General features: G+C 59.0%; 15 protein-coding genes, 1 tRNA gene and 3 pseudogenes. 16 read left to right on the top strand and 3 right to left on the bottom strand.

All coding sequences use genetic code 11. The features are described 5' to 3' along the window. Positions 1-123: 123 nt before the first annotated feature. The 5 genes and pseudogenes from ACKZ62_RS02125 to ACKZ62_RS02105 all read left to right on the top strand — a co-directional run bounded on the left by ACKZ62_RS02125 (position 124) and on the right by ACKZ62_RS02105 (position 5,674). The gene (locus tag ACKZ62_RS02125; protein WP_447096276.1) at positions 124-3,867 is read left to right on the top strand and encodes a bifunctional diguanylate cyclase/phosphodiesterase; all 3,744 of its coding nucleotides are present in this window, start codon (positions 124-126) and stop codon (positions 3,865-3,867) included. A 15-nt stretch (positions 3,868-3,882) separates the two neighbouring features. Then, positions 3,883-3,959: transfer RNA gene (locus ACKZ62_RS02120), tRNA-Ile, on the top strand. 125 nt (positions 3,960-4,084) lie between these two features. Continuing rightward, positions 4,085-4,320: pseudogene (locus ACKZ62_RS02115) on the top strand (site-specific integrase); the annotation flags it as partial. 600 nt (positions 4,321-4,920) lie between these two features. Next, positions 4,921-5,421 carry a hypothetical protein gene (locus tag ACKZ62_RS02110; protein ID WP_177434271.1) on the top strand — a complete coding sequence of 167 codons (501 nt, stop codon included), beginning with the start codon at positions 4,921-4,923 and terminating at the stop codon, positions 5,419-5,421. A gap of 10 nt (positions 5,422-5,431) precedes the next feature. Beyond that, entirely contained in the window at positions 5,432-5,674 is a 243-nt protein-coding gene (locus tag ACKZ62_RS02105) for a hypothetical protein (protein WP_122754289.1), read from the top strand. Positions 5,675-6,441: 767 nt separating this feature from the next. Here the strand turns inward: ACKZ62_RS02105 and ACKZ62_RS02100 are convergent. Then, positions 6,442-6,744 (bottom strand): annotated as a pseudogene (locus ACKZ62_RS02100) (VOC family protein); the annotation flags it as partial. Between the two features lie 4 nt (positions 6,745-6,748). On the opposite strand from ACKZ62_RS02100, the pseudogene ACKZ62_RS02095 reads away from it, so the two are divergent. The 10 genes and pseudogenes from ACKZ62_RS02095 to pqqE all read left to right on the top strand — a co-directional run. After that, positions 6,749-6,901 (top strand): annotated as a pseudogene (locus ACKZ62_RS02095) (LysR family transcriptional regulator); the annotation flags it as partial. Between the two features lie 36 nt (positions 6,902-6,937). After that, a complete protein-coding gene (locus tag ACKZ62_RS02090; protein ID WP_032883895.1) occupies positions 6,938-7,384 on the top strand; it encodes an Lrp/AsnC family transcriptional regulator in 447 nt (148 codons plus the stop codon). 146 nt (positions 7,385-7,530) lie between these two features. Continuing rightward, entirely contained in the window at positions 7,531-9,222 is a 1,692-nt protein-coding gene (locus ACKZ62_RS02085) for a flavin monoamine oxidase family protein (protein WP_447096275.1), read from the top strand. Between the two features lie 11 nt (positions 9,223-9,233). Further along, positions 9,234-10,028, top strand: a complete 795-nt coding sequence (locus tag ACKZ62_RS02080) for a carbon-nitrogen hydrolase family protein (RefSeq protein WP_032883898.1) — start codon at positions 9,234-9,236, stop codon at positions 10,026-10,028. 48 nt (positions 10,029-10,076) lie between these two features. Continuing rightward, positions 10,077-12,431: a pyrroloquinoline quinone biosynthesis protein PqqF gene (gene pqqF / locus ACKZ62_RS02075; RefSeq protein ID WP_447096274.1), complete on the top strand. Its 2,355-nt coding sequence runs from the start codon at positions 10,077-10,079 to the stop codon at positions 12,429-12,431. A 174-nt stretch (positions 12,432-12,605) separates the two neighbouring features. Then, on the top strand, positions 12,606-12,680 hold the full coding sequence (gene pqqA, locus ACKZ62_RS02070; RefSeq protein WP_003194766.1) for a pyrroloquinoline quinone precursor peptide PqqA: 75 nt from the start codon (positions 12,606-12,608) through the stop codon (positions 12,678-12,680). Between the two features lie 71 nt (positions 12,681-12,751). Beyond that, on the top strand, positions 12,752-13,663 hold the full coding sequence (gene pqqB / locus ACKZ62_RS02065) for a pyrroloquinoline quinone biosynthesis protein PqqB (RefSeq protein ID WP_032883902.1): 912 nt from the start codon (positions 12,752-12,754) through the stop codon (positions 13,661-13,663). 11 nt (positions 13,664-13,674) lie between these two features. Beyond that, positions 13,675-14,427, top strand: coding sequence for a pyrroloquinoline-quinone synthase PqqC (gene pqqC / locus ACKZ62_RS02060; protein ID WP_099601639.1), 753 nt, complete (start codon positions 13,675-13,677; stop codon positions 14,425-14,427). Further along, the gene (gene pqqD / locus ACKZ62_RS02055) at positions 14,424-14,699 is read left to right on the top strand and encodes a pyrroloquinoline quinone biosynthesis peptide chaperone PqqD (protein ID WP_095185054.1); all 276 of its coding nucleotides are present in this window, start codon (positions 14,424-14,426) and stop codon (positions 14,697-14,699) included. Before pqqC ends, pqqD begins: the two co-directional genes overlap by 4 nt. Continuing rightward, complete coding sequence (gene pqqE / locus ACKZ62_RS02050) at positions 14,692-15,822, top strand: pyrroloquinoline quinone biosynthesis protein PqqE (protein WP_095185055.1); 1,131 nt, start codon at positions 14,692-14,694, stop codon at positions 15,820-15,822. The genes pqqD and pqqE overlap by 8 nt, the downstream gene beginning before the upstream one ends. 5 nt (positions 15,823-15,827) lie before the next feature. On the opposite strand, the gene ACKZ62_RS02045 is transcribed toward pqqE, so the two are convergent. Then, positions 15,828-15,986: a YqaE/Pmp3 family membrane protein gene (locus ACKZ62_RS02045; RefSeq protein WP_003194776.1), complete on the bottom strand. Its 159-nt coding sequence runs from the start codon at positions 15,984-15,986 to the stop codon at positions 15,828-15,830. A 182-nt stretch (positions 15,987-16,168) separates the two neighbouring features. Then, positions 16,169-17,434: an aspartate aminotransferase family protein gene (locus tag ACKZ62_RS02040; RefSeq protein ID WP_032883908.1), complete on the bottom strand. Its 1,266-nt coding sequence runs from the start codon at positions 17,432-17,434 to the stop codon at positions 16,169-16,171. A gap of 197 nt (positions 17,435-17,631) precedes the next feature. Here ACKZ62_RS02040 and ACKZ62_RS02035 point away from each other — a divergent pair, with 197 nt between their 5' ends. Then, positions 17,632-18,531 carry a LysR family transcriptional regulator gene (locus ACKZ62_RS02035; protein WP_032883909.1) on the top strand — a complete coding sequence of 300 codons (900 nt, stop codon included), beginning with the start codon at positions 17,632-17,634 and terminating at the stop codon, positions 18,529-18,531. The last annotated feature ends 32 nt before the right edge of the window (positions 18,532-18,563 follow it).

The following is an 18,563-nucleotide window of genomic DNA, read 5'->3' as shown; positions in this document are numbered from 1 at the left end:
TACCAGAACCCCCGGCCCATGCCGGGGGTTTTGTTTTGCATAGATAAAATCCCGTACTGCCCCACTCCCCCCGCAATGCCCGTCTACACTCGACACATTCCCCCGTGCCATAACGAGACCGTTATGCCCAGATTGCCGACCGTGATACTGCTGTCGCTGCTGAACTGGACCGCAACGGCTGGCGCGTTGACTCTTACTGATGATGAGCGTGGCTGGCTGGCGGACCATCAGGAGCTGAGACTGGGAGTGGACCCCTCGTGGCCACCCTTCGAATACCGTGATGAAAATGGTCGATACCAAGGCTTAGCGGCGGATTACGTGCACCTGATCCAGGATCGCCTGGGCGTCAGGGTCAAGATAATCGAGCCGCCGAGCTGGGGTGCCGTATTGGAGATGGCTCGAAGCAATCAGCTCGACCTTATCCCCAGCATCATGTCGACACCGGAGCGCCAGAATTATCTGGCCTTCACCCGGCCTTACATCGATTTTCCGATGGTGATTCTTGCCCACGAAGGCGGGGCACGGCCGCGTAATCTCAAGGACCTTTACGGATTGAAGGTTGCCGTGGTGGAAAACTACGCCCCTCACGAGTTGCTGCGCACCCACCATCCTGACCTCAACCTGGTCGCGATGCCCAACGTCAGTTCCACGCTGCAGGCCTTGGCGACCGGCGAAGTCGATACCGTGGTCAGCGACCTGGCGTCCAGCGTCTGGAGCCTGCGCGAACTAAAACTCGATGGTCTATACGTCAGCGGCGATACCCCTTACCGCTATCAATTGGCGATGGGAGTGCCACGGGACGACAAAATACTGGTGGGCATCCTGGATAAAGTCCTGGCCGACCTCAGCCCCGATGAAACCAATGCCATCCAACAGCACTGGGTAGGCAACTTTACGGATAACCGCACGTTCTGGCGCGACCTGCTGATGTACGGCCTGCCCGCCGTGCTGCTGCTAATCGCCGTATTGGCCGTCGTGATTCGGATCAATCGCCGGCTGAGTTCGGAAATTTCCCGTCGCGTCGCGCTTGAACAAGAATTGCGCAGCAGCGAGTACCACTATCGCGGCCTGGTAGAAAGCTTGTCCGCTATTGCCTGGGAAGCCAGCATCACCGATTTCACCTACAGTTACGTGTCGCCCCACGCCGAGGACCTGCTCGGTTACCCAAGAGCCCATTGGCTGATTCCGGGCTTCTGGCGCAACATCATTCACCCCGCCGACCTGATCCGCACCGAAGCCTATTGCTATCGCGAAACCCGCGCCAACCGCGACCACAGCATTGATTACCGAGTGATCACCGCCGACGGCCGCTGTTTGTGGGTACGCGATATCGTCAGCCTGATCGAACACGGCCATGAGCCGGTGCTGCGCGGCTTGATGATTGATATCAGCGAGGCCAAGCGCACCGAGGAGGCGCTGCAGCTGTCCGAGCAGAAGTTTGCCTCGGTCTTCCAGCAATGCCCGGACATCCTGGTGATCGCGCGGCTTTCCGATGGCTGTCTGCTGGAGGTCAATAAAGCGTTCGAAGATCAAATCGGCCTGACCGCCGAGGAAGTGATCGGCAGAACCGGCACGGAACTGGAGATATGGGGCATCCCGGGCATCGGTCCGGAGTTGTTGCAACGCGTCCAGACAACCAGTATTCGCAACCTTGAAATGCCGTTTTTGCGCAGCAACGGCCAAGCCTTCACCGGGCTTATCTCCGCGGAGCCCTTCCAGCTCGACGCGATTGAAGCCATCGTGGTGGTGGTGCGCGATATCACCCAACTCAAGGAAACCCAGCAACTGCTGCAAACCTCCGAAGAGAAGTTCGCCAAAGCCTTCCATGCTTCGCCCGACGGCTTGCTGCTGAGCCGCCAACGCGACGGCCTGCTGATTGAAGTCAACGAAGGTTTCAGCCGCCTGACCGGTTACACCAGCGCCACCTCTCTCGACCAATCAACCCTGGAACTGGGCATCTGGGTCGATCTCAACGAACGCAAACACATGCTGGAACTGATGCAGCGAGATGGCTTTGTGCGTGATTTCATCTGCCACATACGACGTAGCGACGGTGAAATTCGGATGTGTGAAGTGTCCAGTCGCCCGCTGCCGATCGCCGGGGAAGACTGCATGCTGACCATCGCCCGCGACATCACCGAACGTCAATTGATGCAGGAAAAACTGCAACAGGCCGCGACGGTATTCGAGAGTACCGCCGAAGGCGTGTTGATCACCGACACCCGGCAGAACATCAGCGCCGTCAACCGCGCCTTCAGCGAAATCACTGGCTACAGCGAAGCCGAAGCCCTCGGCCAAACACCCCGCCTCCTCGCCTCTGGCCTGCATGACAGCGCGTTTTACGCCGCGATGTGGCACCAATTGACGGCCCAAGGTCATTGGCAGGGCGAGATTTCCAACCGTCGAAAGAACGGCGAACTGTACCCCAGTTGGCTGACCATCAGCGCCGTGCGCAACCGGGATCAATTGATCACTCACTTTGTGGCGGTGTTTGCAGACATCTCCAGCCTCAAACTGGCCCAGGCGCGCCTCGATTATCAGGCGCACCACGATCCACTGACCGGGCTGCCCAACCGCACTCTATTTGAAAACCGGTTGCAGGCAGCCCTAAACGGCCATCAAGAGACTGGCAAACAGGGCGCGGTGTTGTTCCTCGATCTGGACCGCTTCAAACACATCAACGACAGCCTCGGCCACCCGATCGGCGATCTGCTGCTCAAAGACATTGCCGTGCGCCTCAAGGACCAACTGCGAGACATCGATACCGTAGCGCGCCTGGGCGGCGATGAATTCATCATCCTGCTACCCGGCCTGCAACACGCCAATGACGCCGAGCAATTGGCCAATAAGTTACTGACCTGCTTCACCCCGCCATTCCAGGCTGGCGAGCACGAGTTCTTCATCAGCGCCAGCATCGGCACCAGCCTTTACCCGCAGGACGGTACGGATGTCGCCACCTTGGTCAAGAATGCCGACGCTGCGATGTATCGATCCAAAGCCAAGGGACGTAACCGGGTCGAAAGCTACACCCGCGACCTGACGGCTCAGGCCAACGAGCGTGTGGCACTGGAGCATGAACTGCGGCGAGCCATCGAACGTAAAGAGCTGAGCCTGTATTACCAGCCGAAACTGAGCCTGGTAACACAAGAACTGATCGGTGCCGAAGCCCTGATCCGCTGGCATCACCCCACCTTTGGCGACGTACCGCCAGAACACTTTATTGCCCTGGCCGAAGAGAACGGCACGATCCTGCAAATTGGCGATTGGGTCTTGGAACAGGCCTGCCGACAACTGCACGCGTGGCAGGGCACCTACGAAGATTTCGGCCCGCTGTCGGTCAACCTCGCCGGTGCGCAGCTACGCCATCCCGGCTTGCTGAGTCGAATAGAACAACTGTTGCGCGACTACCACCTCGACCCAGGTCACCTGCAACTGGAGATCACTGAAAACTTCATCATGAGCCAGGCCGAAGAAGCACTTGAGGTGCTACACCAACTCAAACAACTGGGCGTACAGCTGGCAATTGATGACTTCGGCACTGGCTACTCGTCCCTCAGCTACCTCAAACGGCTACCGCTGGATTTCCTGAAGATCGACCAATCCTTCGTCCGCGGCCTGCCGGACGACCCCCACGACGCCGCCATCGTGCGCGCTATCATCGCCCTGGGCCACAGTATGCAATTCACCATCATCGCCGAAGGCGTGGAGAACCCCGCGCAGCAAGCCTTCCTGGCAGCTGAGGGCTGCGAACAGATGCAAGGCTACATCGTCAGCTTGCCACTGCCGCCGGAGCTTTTTGTCGCTACCTTCCTTCGTATGAGCATTGAGGATTTTTCGGATAGCACACAGAAGAAACCATCGCTATAATCCGCGACCTGTTAAGGGCCTATAGCTCAGTTGGTCAGAGCAGAGGACTCATAATCCTTTGGTCCACGGTTCAAGTCCGTGTGGGCCCACCAACTCCAAAGCCGCGCATTGCGCGGCTTTCGCGTTTCTGGCTGGTCCACCACAGATACAGTCCTATGGTCCAAGGGTACAATTTAGGTACAGTGCTGGTTCGCCAGCCGCCTAGGAGCACCCTTTCATGGCTACTCTCGTCAAAACTCCTTCCGGCACCTGAAGGCGCTCATTCGTAAAAATGGCTGGCCCACAGTCGCCAAAACCTTCCGCACAAAGCGTGATGCGGAGGACTGGTCGAGGCGTACCGAAGAAGAAATGGTGCGTGGCGTGTACATCCGACGTAGCGGCTCGGAGAAAATGACGCTAGAGGCTGCACTCAAGCGCTATCTGAGCGGCATAACCCCCACCAAGAAACCCACCATTTGTTATCGCTGATGCAGAATTATCCCAGATGCCGACTTAAAGCTACTCCATCAGTGATCAGCTCAAAGTCAGACCTGCTAATACTTACAACGCCAAGGCTTGGGTCAGCCAAATTTCGGTAGCCGGGTCAATTGGGCATCAGCGACAGCAGAGTTTGGTTCAAGGTCTGGGCTTAGACCTATCGGAAGTCACCGACGTCTACAAGCATCACGCGAAATACTTCTGGGCTTCTGCACGTGGTGAGCGCACCGAGGGGCATCCCGATTATCACCCGCCGCCTTCAGGCTCGTGAGAGAGGTGCGGCGGGATTCCGCGATTGCAGTTTGATTGCACGCCCTTAACCCTCAGCGCAATGCAGAAGTTGTCGACGGAGCTTTACACGGTCACAACATACCCCGGCCAGTGCCTCGTGCGGAGGCGCCTCGGCCTAACGTCTCCAAAACCGACGCGCTCGATGTGTTGTTACCGGGGAGTTGGCTTGCTGGCGATGAGACCCGTGCAGACGTCAAATTCCCCGGGGCCTCACATCACAGACCGTTTGCATCTTAGTCACCGCTTGTAGAAAATCATCGTCTTTTTGCACGAATGGATACGCGCATGAAGTTCGAGAAGACCACGCAGTACAGGTCCGAGGAAGGGATCGTCTTCAATCTGTCTCAAATCACCCTCATGGAAAGCGACCGAGGTCGCCTGCGCGAGCTGCACTTTGGCGAAGCGAAACGCGCCCATTACCAAGTCAACAGCATCGTCGTCGATATGTACGACCGAATGCAGGCTCGAAACCTGCCATGCCTGCTGACAGTCTGCATTTCCAATCCCCTGACCCGGCAGCAGGCCGACGCTATCACTACTATGCGCGGCAACGTCGCCAAGGGAATTGCTGCGGCCTCAGGTGGCGTTGCCGGGAAGGTAGGTGCGTTGGGCGGGCCGCTCATTGGTTGGGCTTCAGGTGCAGTTGTGACGACAGGTGTCAACTGGTACCTCAAAGGGGCCCTACCGAACCTTCATGCAGGTGACGTGCTGGTCAGCATCGAGGGAGAGGTACATGGCGGGATTGGCCCACAGCGCTCTGTCGTGACGCTGGTCATCAAGGTCTGAGGAACTGCACATGCCCTACATCATGCAAACTGTCGTCCTTCTGGTGATGGGCGCGATACTCGTTCAGTTTCTGAAACCATACCCGCTGCGCAAGTGGCTGGGTTTGGCGCTGCTGGCAACGGGCTTGGTCAGCATCTTCAAGGTTGGTGAGCAGCAGGTGCTGGGCTTTGACCTGGAGCTGCTAGCACTGCTGGCCGTGCCGCTGGGCGTGGTGCTTTTCCTGACGCGGCGGCGGTTCACGGAGGGGGACTGAAGCCCTGGCACGATTTCTCGGTGCCGTCTCTGACCCAAAATCATATGGGACAACAGTCGATCAACAGCGCGTTGATCGATAATCTTAGCGTTGGACCTTGCAGGCGGATTGGGGGGTTACTTTGAACATACTGGTAACTCCTAACGTAGGTTAGATGCCGCCAAAATCACTGCTAAATGATGGGTGGCGGCTGTAACGCAGACCAGGTGCAGTCGGAAATGTGTAATGCCACATTGACCAGCCTCGCCAACTCTGCGGGCGCGGCCTAATTCTGATCCTAGAAAGCACGGATCTAGCGCACATGAAAGGTCACCGCAATCGCCATCCTTTAAAGTCAGACTATACGCATGCCTTAGGCCAAGTCGCGCTTTGCTTCTCGATCTGTGAATGGAACGTGGTTTTGAGATGCGAGAGAATTAGCCCGGGGGCACTACAGAAGATCGTGGGCGAAGAATTCACTGCGGGGCAAATTGCGAAACTCAAAGGGCGCAAAATCAGTACAACCACGGTACAGTACTCAGCTTGAGCAACCTTTTCAAAATTACGCTTAACACCACGTACTACGGGGCCTCCAGCTATTCCAACCTACGTTCACCTACGAACGATTTCTCTAGGCATATCAGCTCGCCCAGCAACTCATAATCCTTTGGTCCACGGTTCAAGTCCGTGTGGGCCCACCAACTCCAAAGCCGCGCATTGCGCGGCTTTTGTGTGTCTGAAGACCCACTCTCAGTGTCCGGACTGTCCACACAACGTCCGCCGCCCCACTTCGCAAACAACGGCCCAATATCCCTGGTTGCTTTGAACTCAAGCGCATTAACGCACGGGTCAAACAGGAACAATGTCGCCTGCCCTCCTACTTGGCCCTTGAACCGAATATGCGACTCCAGCGCAAACGTCGTACCTCGCGCCTGCAAGCGTTACGCCAGTACGTGCCAATCTTCACAGCCCAATACCACGCCGAAATACGGCACGGGGACATCGTGGACGTCGACGGCATTGGTGTCGGCCGCGTCCTGGAAGGCGGTTTTCGGATGTTCGGGGACGACCAATGGGTGGCCGAAGAAACTCTGACTGTGGCTGGAGCGCTCGCCCCAAGTAAGAATAATCCCGTTGGGCAACCTGACGTTTTACCGAGAGGTCATCCTACTGAGTCGCTATAGCCAACGGCACTTACCAGTGCCACAACTGTTTGCCCGCTGCCTGCTGGACGATTCAAGCCTGTAACATGCGTCCCCATTGCAGCCCGTCACGGAGCCTCCCTTGCCTGTCCTCGATGAAATCGATCGCCAACTGATCGCCGCCTTGCAGATCAACGCCCGCGAAAGCGTAGCCATGCTTGCCCGGCAGTTGGGCATCGCGCGCACCACGGTGACCTCCCGCCTGGCGCGCCTGGAGAAAACCCAAGTGATCACCGGTTATGGCGTGCGCTTGGGCCAACGGGTAGCGGACGGTGGTTTGCAGGCCTACGTGGGCATCACTGTGCAACCTCGCTCAGGCAAAGAAGTGTTGCGCAGGCTGAGTGCCATGGCTCAGGTGCAACAGTTGTGCGCGGTGAGCGGCGAATTTGATTACGTGGCTTGGCTACGGACGGATTCGCCGGAGCAACTGGATCAGTTACTGGACCAGATCGGCAGTGTCGATGGTGTAGAGAAAACCACCACCTCGATCATCCTCAGTAACAAATTGGATCGCGGGCAACCAATCTGACCAGCAATCTCGTCACTTCGACTGAAAACAATTCATTCCGACGACACATTGCGTCTTATTAACGAGCGCAACGCTCCCTAAACTGGCTGCCATCTTTTCCTATACTCAGCGGGTCGTGCCCCGCCGGGTATCCAGCCAGGTCAGCCATGAATACGTCGAACAAAAACAGTCGCCACCCTGCAGACGGTAAAAAGCCCATCACCATCTTCGGCCCGGATTTTCCATTTGCCTTTGATGACTGGATCGAGCACCCCGCAGGCTTGGGCAGCATCCCCGCCGCCAACCATGGTGCAGAAGTAGCCATCATCGGCGCAGGTATCGCCGGGCTGGTTGCCGCCTATGAGCTGATGAAGCTGGGCCTCAAACCCGTGGTGTACGAAGCCTCGAAAATGGGTGGCCGTTTGCGCTCCCAGGCTTTCGAAGGTGCCGAAGGCATCATCGCCGAGCTGGGCGGCATGCGCTTCCCGGTGTCGTCCACCGCCTTCTATCACTATGTGGACAAGCTGGGACTGGAAACCAAACCGTTCCCCAACCCACTGACGCCGGCCTCCGGCAGCACCGTGATCGACCTCGAAGGCCAAACCCACTACGCACAAAAGCTGTCCGACTTGCCTGCACTGTTCCAGGAAGTGGCTGACGCTTGGGCCGACGCCCTGGAAGCCGGCTCGCAGTTCGGTGATATCCAGCAAGCCATTCGCGACCGCGACGTACCGCGCCTCAAAGCGCTGTGGAATAAGCTGGTGCCCCTGTGGGACGACCGCACCTTCTACGATTTCGTCGCCACGTCCAAGGCGTTCGCCAAGTTGTCGTTTCATCACCGTGAAGTGTTTGGGCAAGTCGGTTTCGGCACCGGCGGCTGGGACTCGGACTTTCCCAACTCGATGCTGGAAATCTTCCGCGTAGTGATGACCAACTGCGACGACCACCAACACCTGGTGGTCGGTGGCGTGGCCCAAGTGCCAATGGGTATCTGGCGCCATGTACCGGAACGCTGCGCCCACTGGCCGGCCGGCACCAGCCTCAGCTCGTTGCACAGCGGCGCGCCGAGAGCCGGGGTCAAGCGCATTGCACATGCAGCCGATGGCCGCTTCGCGGTGACCGACAACTACGGCGACACCCGCGAATATGCCGCCGTCCTCACCACCTGCCAAAGCTGGCTGCTGACCACCCAAATCGAATGCGATGAAACCCTGTTCTCGCAAAAGATGTGGATGGCCCTGGACCGCACCCGCTACATGCAATCCTCGAAAACCTTCGTGATGGTCGACCGCCCCTTCTGGAAAGACAAAGATCCGGAAACCGGCCGCGACCTCATGAGCATGACCCTCACCGACCGCCTCACCCGCGGCACTTACCTGTTCGACAACGGCGACGACAAACCAGGGGTGGTCTGCTTGTCGTACTCGTGGATGAGCGACGCGCTGAAAATGCTTCCGCAGCCTATCGAAAAGCGGGTAAAGCTGGCCCTGGATGCCTTGAACAAGATCTACCCGAAAGTCGATATCAAGGCGCGCATCATTGGTGATCCGATCACCGTGTCCTGGGAGGCCGACCCGCATTTCCTCGGGGCCTTCAAAGGCGCGCTGCCTGGCCACTATCGTTACAACCAGCGTATGTATGCGCACTTTATGCAGAAGGACATGCCGGCCGAACAGCGTGGGATTTTTATCGCCGGCGACGACGTTTCCTGGACACCTGCCTGGGTGGAAGGCGCAGTACAAACCTCGCTGAACGCGGTGTGGGGCATCATGACCCACTTCGGTGGCAGTACTCACGCCGAGAACCCAGGGCCGGGCGACGTGTTCGATGACATCGGACCAATCGCCCTGGCCGAATAAGGAGTTACGCCATGCGTGTCGCCCTGTACCAATGCCCGCCGCTGCCACTGGAAGTGGCGGGCAACCTCAAGCGCCTGCGCCAGCTCGCACACGAAGCGACCGGCGCCGATGTGCTAGTGCTGCCGGAGATGTTCCTGACCGGTTACAACATCGGCGCAGAAGCCGTCGGGGCATTGGCCGAAGCGCGGGATGGCGAGTCTGCCCAGAGCATTGCCGACATCGCGCAAAGCGCCGGACTGGCCATTTTGTATGGTTATCCTGAGCGGGCCGACGATGGGCAGATCTACAACGCCGTGCAGCTGATAGACGCCAACGGCCAGCGCCTCTGCAACTATCGCAAGACCCATCTGTTCGGGGATCTGGACCATTCGATGTTCAGTGCCGGCGACGATGACTTCCCACTGGTGGAGCTCAACGGTTGGAAGCTGGGATTCCTGATTTGCTACGACCTGGAGTTCCCGGAAAACACCCGACGCCTGGCCTTGGCCGGGGCCGAATTAATACTGGTGCCCACCGCCAACATGGTGCCGTTCGATTTCGTTGCCGACGTCACCGTGCGGGCGCGGGCCTTTGAAAACCAGTGCTACGTGGCCTATGCCAACTATTGCGGGCACGAAGGCGAGATTCAGTACTGTGGCCAAAGCAGCATCGCCGCACCGGATGGCCAGCGCATCGCCCAGGCCGGTCTGGATGAAGCCTTGATTGTCGGCACGTTGGATCACCAATCGATCCTCGACGCCCGCGCCGCCAATCACTACCTGCAAGACCGTCGCCCCGAGCTTTACGGCCCGCTGCACAAGCCCTGATCCGATGGGTTTGTTAGCATAGGCACTTGCCCCGTTCTGGAAGTGCCCATGCCTGTCCCGGCCCACCCTTATCCCGTTCATTTGACCCTGGCCAACGGCCTGCGGGTTTGCCTGCGCCATGCGCCACGTTTGAAGCGTTGCGCCGCAGCGTTAAGGGTGGCTGCCGGCAGCCATGACGTACCGTTGGCTTGGCCGGGTCTGGCGCATTTTCTTGAGCATTTGTTGTTTCTCGGCACCGAGCGGTTTCCCAGCGGTGAAGGGTTGATGGCCTACGTACAACGTCACGGTGGCCAAGTGAATGCCAGCACCCGCGAACGCACCACAGACTTCTTCTTTGAACTGCCCGTTCCGACCTTTGCAGAGGGACTTGAACGGCTGGCCGACATGCTGACCCATCCGCGCCTGACGCTGGAGGATCAACTGCGCGAGCGCGAAGTGCTGCACGCAGAGTTTGTCGCCTGGTCTCAAGATGCCAAGGCTCAGCAACAGGTGGCGCTGTTCGAAGGCTTGGCGGCGGATCATCCGTTGCGTGGTTTTCATGCCGGCAACCGCGACAGCCTGCCGGTGGAGCGCGAGGCGTTTCAACAAGCCTTGCGGGAATTCCACACACATTTCTATCAGAGCGGGCAGATGACTTTGAGCCTTGCCGGTCCGCAGTCGCTGCAAGAGCTGGAAGCCCTGGCGCAGCAGTTCAGTGTGCAACTGGTCTCTGGCCCGCAACATCCGCAGGCGTCGCCACCGGCCCTGATGCAAGGCCAGGCTCGGCGGTATCAGCACACCGAAGGCGGACACCTGCACCACGTCATCACCTGTGACGTACCCCGCGAAGCACTGGATTTCCTCTGCACTTGGCTAAACGCCTCTGCACCGGGCGGGCTGCTCGCTGAGTTGAAAGCACGGCAATTGGTCAGCGCACTGCGGGCGTCAGTGCTGTACCACGCCGCCGGACAAGCAGTGCTGGATATCGACTTTACGCTCGGTACCGCAGACAAACCGGCGACACACATTGAGGCACTGTTGCTCGACTGGCTGAGCTTTTTCTCACACAGCGACTGGACTCCGCTGCGCGAAGAGTTCGCGCTGCTGAACGTGCGACAACAACAGATCCAGGGCGCCCTGGCATTGGCCCGAAACGACAGCGACGATCTGGGTGAACAAGGCATCGCCGCGCTCAAGGCCCTGCTTGAATCACTGCAACTACCGCCCGCCGAACATCGCTGGCAACTCCCATCGAACAATCCGTTCCTGCGCCCACCGGTCAAGCAAGAGCGCGCAGGCCTGATCCGCGGCCAAACCAGCGCCCACCGAGGGCTGCGAACCTTTGCCCAGGATCGCTCGCGGGGTCGCCGGGAGGTAGCGGCGCTAACATTCAGCCAGGCCTTGGCGGATGACAGCGACGAAGGCGCGCTGTACCTGCAATGGCGGTTTGGCTCGCCAGTTGCCGCCGGGGTGGAAAGCAGCTTGCAGCCCTTGCTTGAAAGTGCACGTCAGGCGGGTGTTGAAGTGTCCTTTGAAGCCACCGGTAGTGACTGGCTGGTGAAGATGACCGGTCTGCACGAACCCATGCCGGCCGTGCTGGAGGTCTTGGCGCAAAGCCTGAATCAGCCGCAAGAAGCTGTCATCGCGCCACCTCCCATGATCCCAATCCGAGCGTTGCTCAAGGCGCTGCCCTCCTGCTGCGCCGCTGGTAATGTCGACCCCCACGAGCAGCCTGCATCCTGGGCGACCGCACGCTGGCATGGCCTGGGCCTGGGTTTACCCATCGCAACTCAAGCGTTGATCAAAGCGGCCGCCGCCCGTCTGCCTGGGCAACCTGCCCACATCGAACAAACACTGCAAAACCTCAGTGGTCAACGCGTGTGGCATGAGATAAAAACCAGCTCCACCGAAGCCGCCTTGCTGCTGTTTTGCCCGACCCCGAGCCAATCCCTGGCCGATGAAGCGTCGTGGCGACTGCTTGGACACCTGCTCCAAGCTCCTTTCTACCAACGCCTGCGGGTTGAGTTGCAGTTGGGCTACGCAGTATTCAGCGCAGTCCGACAGATAAACGGGCAAACCGGCCTGTTGTTTGGCGTGCAGTCTCCCAGCGTGTCCCTGGAAGGCATCGTTGAGCACCTGGAAACCTTCCTGGCCCAACTGCCGGCGTTGGTCGGCAGTTTCGAAGATCTGGGCAACCTTGCCCTGGCTCAACAATTTTCACCTCAGGCGTTGCCGGTCGGCCAAGCTGCCGAGCTGCTGTGGCACGCACACTTGGCCGGCCATCCGTCGGGTTATCTCACGCACATTCAGCAACTGATCCACAGCGTTAGCCGTGAAGACCTGCTGCGGGCCGCCCAGCAATTGAATGACGCCCGAGGTGGCTGGCGCTATGTAGCCAATGGCCCGGAGACGTTGAGCGCCTGAAAGCCAGCAGGCTGATCATTGCCAACCCTGCAACAGGCTTTTTCCACCAAGACAGCGCTAACCTGACAAGAATTGAGTAACATTCCTACGCACACATCTGAACATCTCCGACTGGAGGTGGACTATATGTATTACTTGGTAGTAAACGTCCCATCACTTCGTAGGAGTAAGAATATGACTTGGTCCAAACCTGCTTACACTGATCTGCGCATCGGTTTCGAAGTCACCATGTACTTCGCCAGCCGTTAATCCGCTGGGTAATACAACGCCTCGGTTCGCCCGGGGCGTTTTTGTTTTGAGCTTTGCGTGATGGAGTAACCATGTTCGTCCAGATTCTAGGTTCCGCCGCCGGCGGTGGTTTCCCGCAGTGGAACTGCAACTGCGTGAACTGCGCAGGTTTTCGTGATGGCAGCCTGCGGGCCCAGGCACGTACCCAGTCGTCCATCGCGATCTCCGACGATGGTGTGAATTGGGTGCTGTGCAATGCCTCCCCGGATATTCGCGCACAGCTGCAAGGCTTTGCTCCGATGCAACCGGGCCGTGCCCTGCGCGACACCGGCATCAGTGCGATCATCCTGATGGACAGCCAAATCGACCACACCACGGGCCTCTTGAGCCTGCGCGAAGGCTGCCCGCACCAGGTGTGGTGCACTGACATGGTCCATGAAGACCTAAGCACCGGCTTCCCGCTGTTCACCATGCTCACCCACTGGAACGGCGGTCTGGCCTGGAACCGCATCGAACTGGACGCCAGCTTCACCATCCCGGCCTGCCCGAATCTGCGCTTCACTCCATTGCCACTGCGCAGCGCTGCGCCGCCTTACTCGCCGCACCGTTTCGACCCGCATCCCGGCGATAACATTGGCCTGATCGTTGAAGACCTGCGCACCGGCGGCAAACTGTTCTACGCCCCGGGCCTGGGCAAAGTCGACGCGCCACTGTTGGAGATCATGGCCGGCAGCGACTGCCTGCTGGTAGACGGCACGATGTGGGACGACGATGAAATGCAGCGCCGTGGCGTCGGTACCCGCACTGGTCGCGAGATGGGCCACCTGGCGCAAAACGGCCCCGGCGGCATGCTGGAAGTGCTGGAGCAACTGCCGGAGCAGCGCAAGGTGCTTATCCACATCAACAACACCAACCCGATCCTCGATGAAGATTCTCCCGAGCGGGCGGAGCTGGTGCGGCGCAATGTCGAAGTGGCTTACGACGGCATGAGCATTGAATTGTAGGAGCAGACGACATGACTGACACACCGTTGACTACCGCCGAATTCGAAGCCGCCTTGCGCGCCAAGGGCGCCTTCTACCATATCCATCACCCTTACCATGTGGCGATGTACGAAGGCCGTGCCAGCCGCGAACAAATCCAGGGCTGGGTCGCCAACCGCTTCTACTATCAAGTGAACATTCCCCTGAAGGACGCCGCGATTCTGGCCAACTGCCCGGACCGCGAGATCCGTCGCGAGTGGATCCAGCGCTTGCTCGACCACGATGGCGCTCCCGGTGAGGACGGCGGTATCGAAGCCTGGCTTCGCCTGGGCGAGGCAGTCGGCCTCGACCCGGACCAACTGCGCTCCCAGGAATTGGTGCTGCCCGGCGTACGGTTTGCGGTGGACGCCTACGTCAACTTCGCCCGTCGCGCCAGTTGGCAGGAGGCCGCCAGCAGCTCGTTGACCGAACTGTTCGCGCCGCAGATCCACCAGTCGCGCCTCGACAGTTGGCCGCAGCATTACCCGTGGATCGACCCAACCGGCTACGAATATTTCCGCACTCGCTTGGGTCAGGCCCGTCGCGATGTGGAGCACGGCCTGGCGATCACGCTGCAGCACTACACCACCCGCGAAGGCCAGGAGCGCATGCTGGAAATTCTCCAGTTCAAACTGGACATCCTGTGGAGCATGCTGGACGCCATGAGCATGGCCTACGAACTCAAACGCCCGCCGTATCACAGCGTGACCGAGCAGCGGGTCTGGCATAAAGGGATCACCCTATGAGCTTTGATCGCAGCAGAACACCGACCTGGCGCCAGGGTTATCGCTACCAGTACGAGCCTGCGCAAAAGGGCCATGTGCTGCTCTACCCTGAGGGCATGATCAAGCTCAATGACAGCGCCGCGTTGATCGGTGGTTTGATCGACGGCGAGCGCGACGTGGCCGCAATCATCGCCGAGTTGGATAAACAATTCCCAGGTGTGCCTGAGCTCGGTGATGACATCGAGCAATTCATGGAGGTCGCCCGTGCTGAGCACTGGATCACCCTTGCCTGAAAAGCCGGCCATTGGCCTGCCGCTGTGGCTGCTGGCCGAGCTGACTTACCGCTGCCCGCTGCAGTGCCCGTATTGCTCCAACCCGCTGGACTTTGCCGAGCAGGGCAAGGAACTGAGCACCGAGCAGTGGATCAAGGTATTTCGCGAAGCCCGGGAAATGGGCGCCGCGCAGCTGGGGTTTTCCGGCGGTGAACCGCTGGTGCGTCAGGACTTGGCCGAGTTGATCGCCGAGGCTCGCAAACTGGGGTTCTACACCAACCTGATCACTTCCGGCATCGGCCTCACCGAGCAGAAGATCAGCGACTTCAAGAAGGCCGGCCTGGACCATATCCAGATCAGCTTCCAGGCCAGCGACGAACAGGTAAATAACCTGCTGGCCGGCTCGAAAAAAGCCTTCGCGCAAAAATTGGAAATGGCTCGTGCGGTGAAAGCCCACGGCTATCCGATGGTGCTGAACTTCGTCACCCATCGGCACAATATCGACAAGATCGACCGCATCATCGAGCTGTGCATCGCGCTGGAAGCGGACTTTGTTGAGCTCGCGACGTGCCAGTTCTACGGCTGGGCGCAGCTCAATCGTGTTGGGCTGTTGCCAACCAAGGAGCAGTTGGTGCGCGCCGAGCGCATCACCAACGAATACCGCGCCAAACTCGAAGCCGAAGGCCATCCGTGCAAGCTGATCTTCGTAACGCCGGATTACTACGAGGAACGCCCAAAAGCCTGTATGAACGGTTGGGGCAGTATCTTCCTTACAGTCACGCCAGACGGCACCGCCCTGCCCTGCCACGGCGCCCGACAGATGCCGGTGCAGTTTCCGAATGTGCGCGACCACAGCATGCAACACATCTGGTACGACTCGTTTGGCTTCAACCGCTTTCGCGGCTACGACTGGATGCCAGAGCCATGCCGCTCATGCGACGAGAAGGAAAAGGACTTCGGCGGCTGCCGTTGCCAGGCCTTCATGCTCACGGGGGATGCGAGCAATGCCGACCCAGTGTGCAGCAAGTCCGAGCAGCACGGCATCATCCTGCAAGCGCGGGAAGAGGCCGAACACGCCACCCAGACCATCGAGCAACTGGCCTTTCGCAATGAGCGCAACTCACGGCTCATCGCAAAAGGCTAACAGCCTCAGCGCTTGGCGATGATGTACACCGCGTGGATGATCCCAGGGAAGTAACCGCACAACGTCAGCAGAATATTCAGCCAGAACGCGCCGCCGAAGCCTACTTGCAGAAACACACCCAGTGGCGGCAGCAGAATGGCGATGATGATACGAATGATGTCCATGGGTCAGCTCCAAAAAATCGGCTCGTGCGAGCCGTGTAGCTAATCGACCTTTGCCATTCGTGAGGGTTCAGTGAATTCTGGCATTGAGCCATCCTGTAACGAGCAGGCAAAAAAACGCCCCCAGCCAAAAGAATCAGGCTGGAGGCGCCGCGTATACCGCGAGACGGTTCAGAAAAATGGGGTTAAACAGCGATGCCCTTGCGGCATTGCAGCTGTGCGGTACGCACGCGGGAGAACGCGCGAGCAAGGCGCAGGAGCATTTCGTCAATGTTGCTTTTGCTCACCGTCAGCGCTGGCGTGAAGCGTAGGCAGTCAGGTTGCGGGGCGTTGAGGATCAGGCCTTCTTGCAGTGCGGCGCTTACTACAGCATCGGCAGAATCATCCGACAACGTCAGCCCCCACATCAGGCCCTGGCCACGCAGTTGGCCGTGGTCGTAGCGATAGGCCAGACGAGTGAGGCCTTCGCCAAGATAAAGGCCGGACTCGCGCACATGCTCAAGAAAGCCATGCTCCAGCACGGTATCGAGTACCGCCGCGCCGGCTGACGCCATCAACGCATTGCCGTGATGCGTGCCTTCCAATTCGCCTACTTCGAAACAACACGCCTTGCCACGTGCCAGCAGCGCCGCCAGGGGCACGCCGCCGCCCAGACCTTTGCCAAGGGTGATGATGTCGGCGCGTACACCGTACTGTTGTTCGGCCAGCAACGTTCCGTAACGACCGAGGCCTGTCTGCACTTCGTCCAGGATCAGCAGGATCCCCAGTTCACGGCACAAGCGCTCAACGCCCTTAAGGTAGCGCTCCGTCGCAGGGGTTACGCCGGCACCCTGGATCGGTTCGAGCATGATGGCTACGGTTTGAGCATCGACAGCAGCGTGCAGCGCCGGCAGGTCGTTGAAAGGCACATGGCTGAAACCAGGCAATTGCGGTTCGAAACGGTTTTCCAAAGTACCGGCCGATGCAGCCAGCGCCGCGAAACTGCGGCCATGGCAACCGTTGCTGGCACTGATGATGCGGTACGCGCCACCACGATGCAGCTGACCCCATTTACGCGCCAGCTTGATCGCCGCTTCACAGGCTTCCGCGCCACTGTTGAGCAGATAAGCCTGGTCGCTGCCGGTACGGTGACACAAACGGTCGACGAGGTTGAGTTGGGCACGGTTATGCAGACCCACGCCGGGGTTGATCAACGCTTGGGTCTGGTCACTCAGCGCTTTGATCAACACCTGGGGGCTATGGCCGAGGCTATTGGCGCCATTGCCTTGGCTGAAGTCCAGGTAAGCGCGGTCGTCGCTGTCCCACAACCAGGAACCTTGGCCACGCACGAAGACTTGCGGCGGCCTCGCCACCGTGGGCATCAAGGATTCGCTGGACGGATCATCGTGCTGCGTATCCAAGACCAAATCGTCCAGGCTAGGCGCGGGGCGGCGAATAGAGAACAAATTCACAGATCCCCCCCGATAGCAACCGAGCAAGCCGCGAAGACTGCCTGTGAATTTTTTGAGTTGCCTATGTAAACGCTATCAACACAAACACTGTTCATTGCCTGATCTGGCCCTGTAAGCCCTGCGAATAGGCGCTAGACTAGGCGCCTAAAGGGTTAACAGCCATTTCGATTTTTCAGCTTTTTCGATAAGAAAGACTTATGGATTTCAAGCAACTGCGTTATTTCGTCGCGGTGTATGAAGAGGGCCATGTAGGCCGTGCCGCCGAACGTCTGTCGATTTCCCAACCAGCTTTGTCGCAACAGATTCGCCAACTGGAGCAGAACCTGGATGTGAGCCTGTTCGAGCGCAGCAGCAAACGTCTACTGCCAACCCTGGCCGCTCACACGCTGTACAACCACGCGTTGCCGTTGATAGATGGCATGCAGCAAGCCGTCGAAGCGCTGCGCAACTTCAAGGGTCAGGCCCTGCGCACCTTGGCTATCGGCGTGCTGCAAACCGTGCACACCAGCCTGGTGCCGCAGATGCTTGAGCGCGTACGCAAGGCCCAGCCGCATCTGGTGGTGCAGATTTACGAATTGACCGGGCTTGAGATTGAACGGCGGCTGCTCAATGGTTCGCTGGACATCGGCATCAGTTACCTGCCACCCCGTCAGCCGGGATTACATGGCGTGCTGCTGTATGAAGATGAGTTGAAAGTGGTCATTCCGGACGATCATCCCCTGCGCGAATTCAAGAAAGTCTCGCTGAAACAGGCGGCCGAGTTGCCGATGTTGTTGCTGGGGGAAGAGTTTCAAATCAGGCAGATCTGGCAGGGCCAACTCGCCAACCTTGGGCGACGGCCACAAGTCCAGGCTGAGCTCAACACCATGGTGGGGATTCTCGACAGCCTGCCCCATACCAAACTGGCAACGGTGCTGCCGGGGCGCTCCCAGGACGAACACAACAGCCAGATGCTGCTGTGGAAACCCTTGAGTGAACCGAGGGTGCCGCTGAAAGTAGGCTTGGTGTGCCGTGACGTGCAGCGCCAGCAAGCAACAGTGGCACTGCTGCGCACCTTGCTTGAAGACGTGATGAATGCCCCGCAGGCGCCGGCCTGACTTTTTCGCGGGCAAAAGAAAACCCCGCCGAA

The sequence above is a fragment of the Pseudomonas sivasensis genome (assembly GCF_052938085.1).
This window is presented reverse-complemented; position numbering and strand designations above follow the sequence as displayed.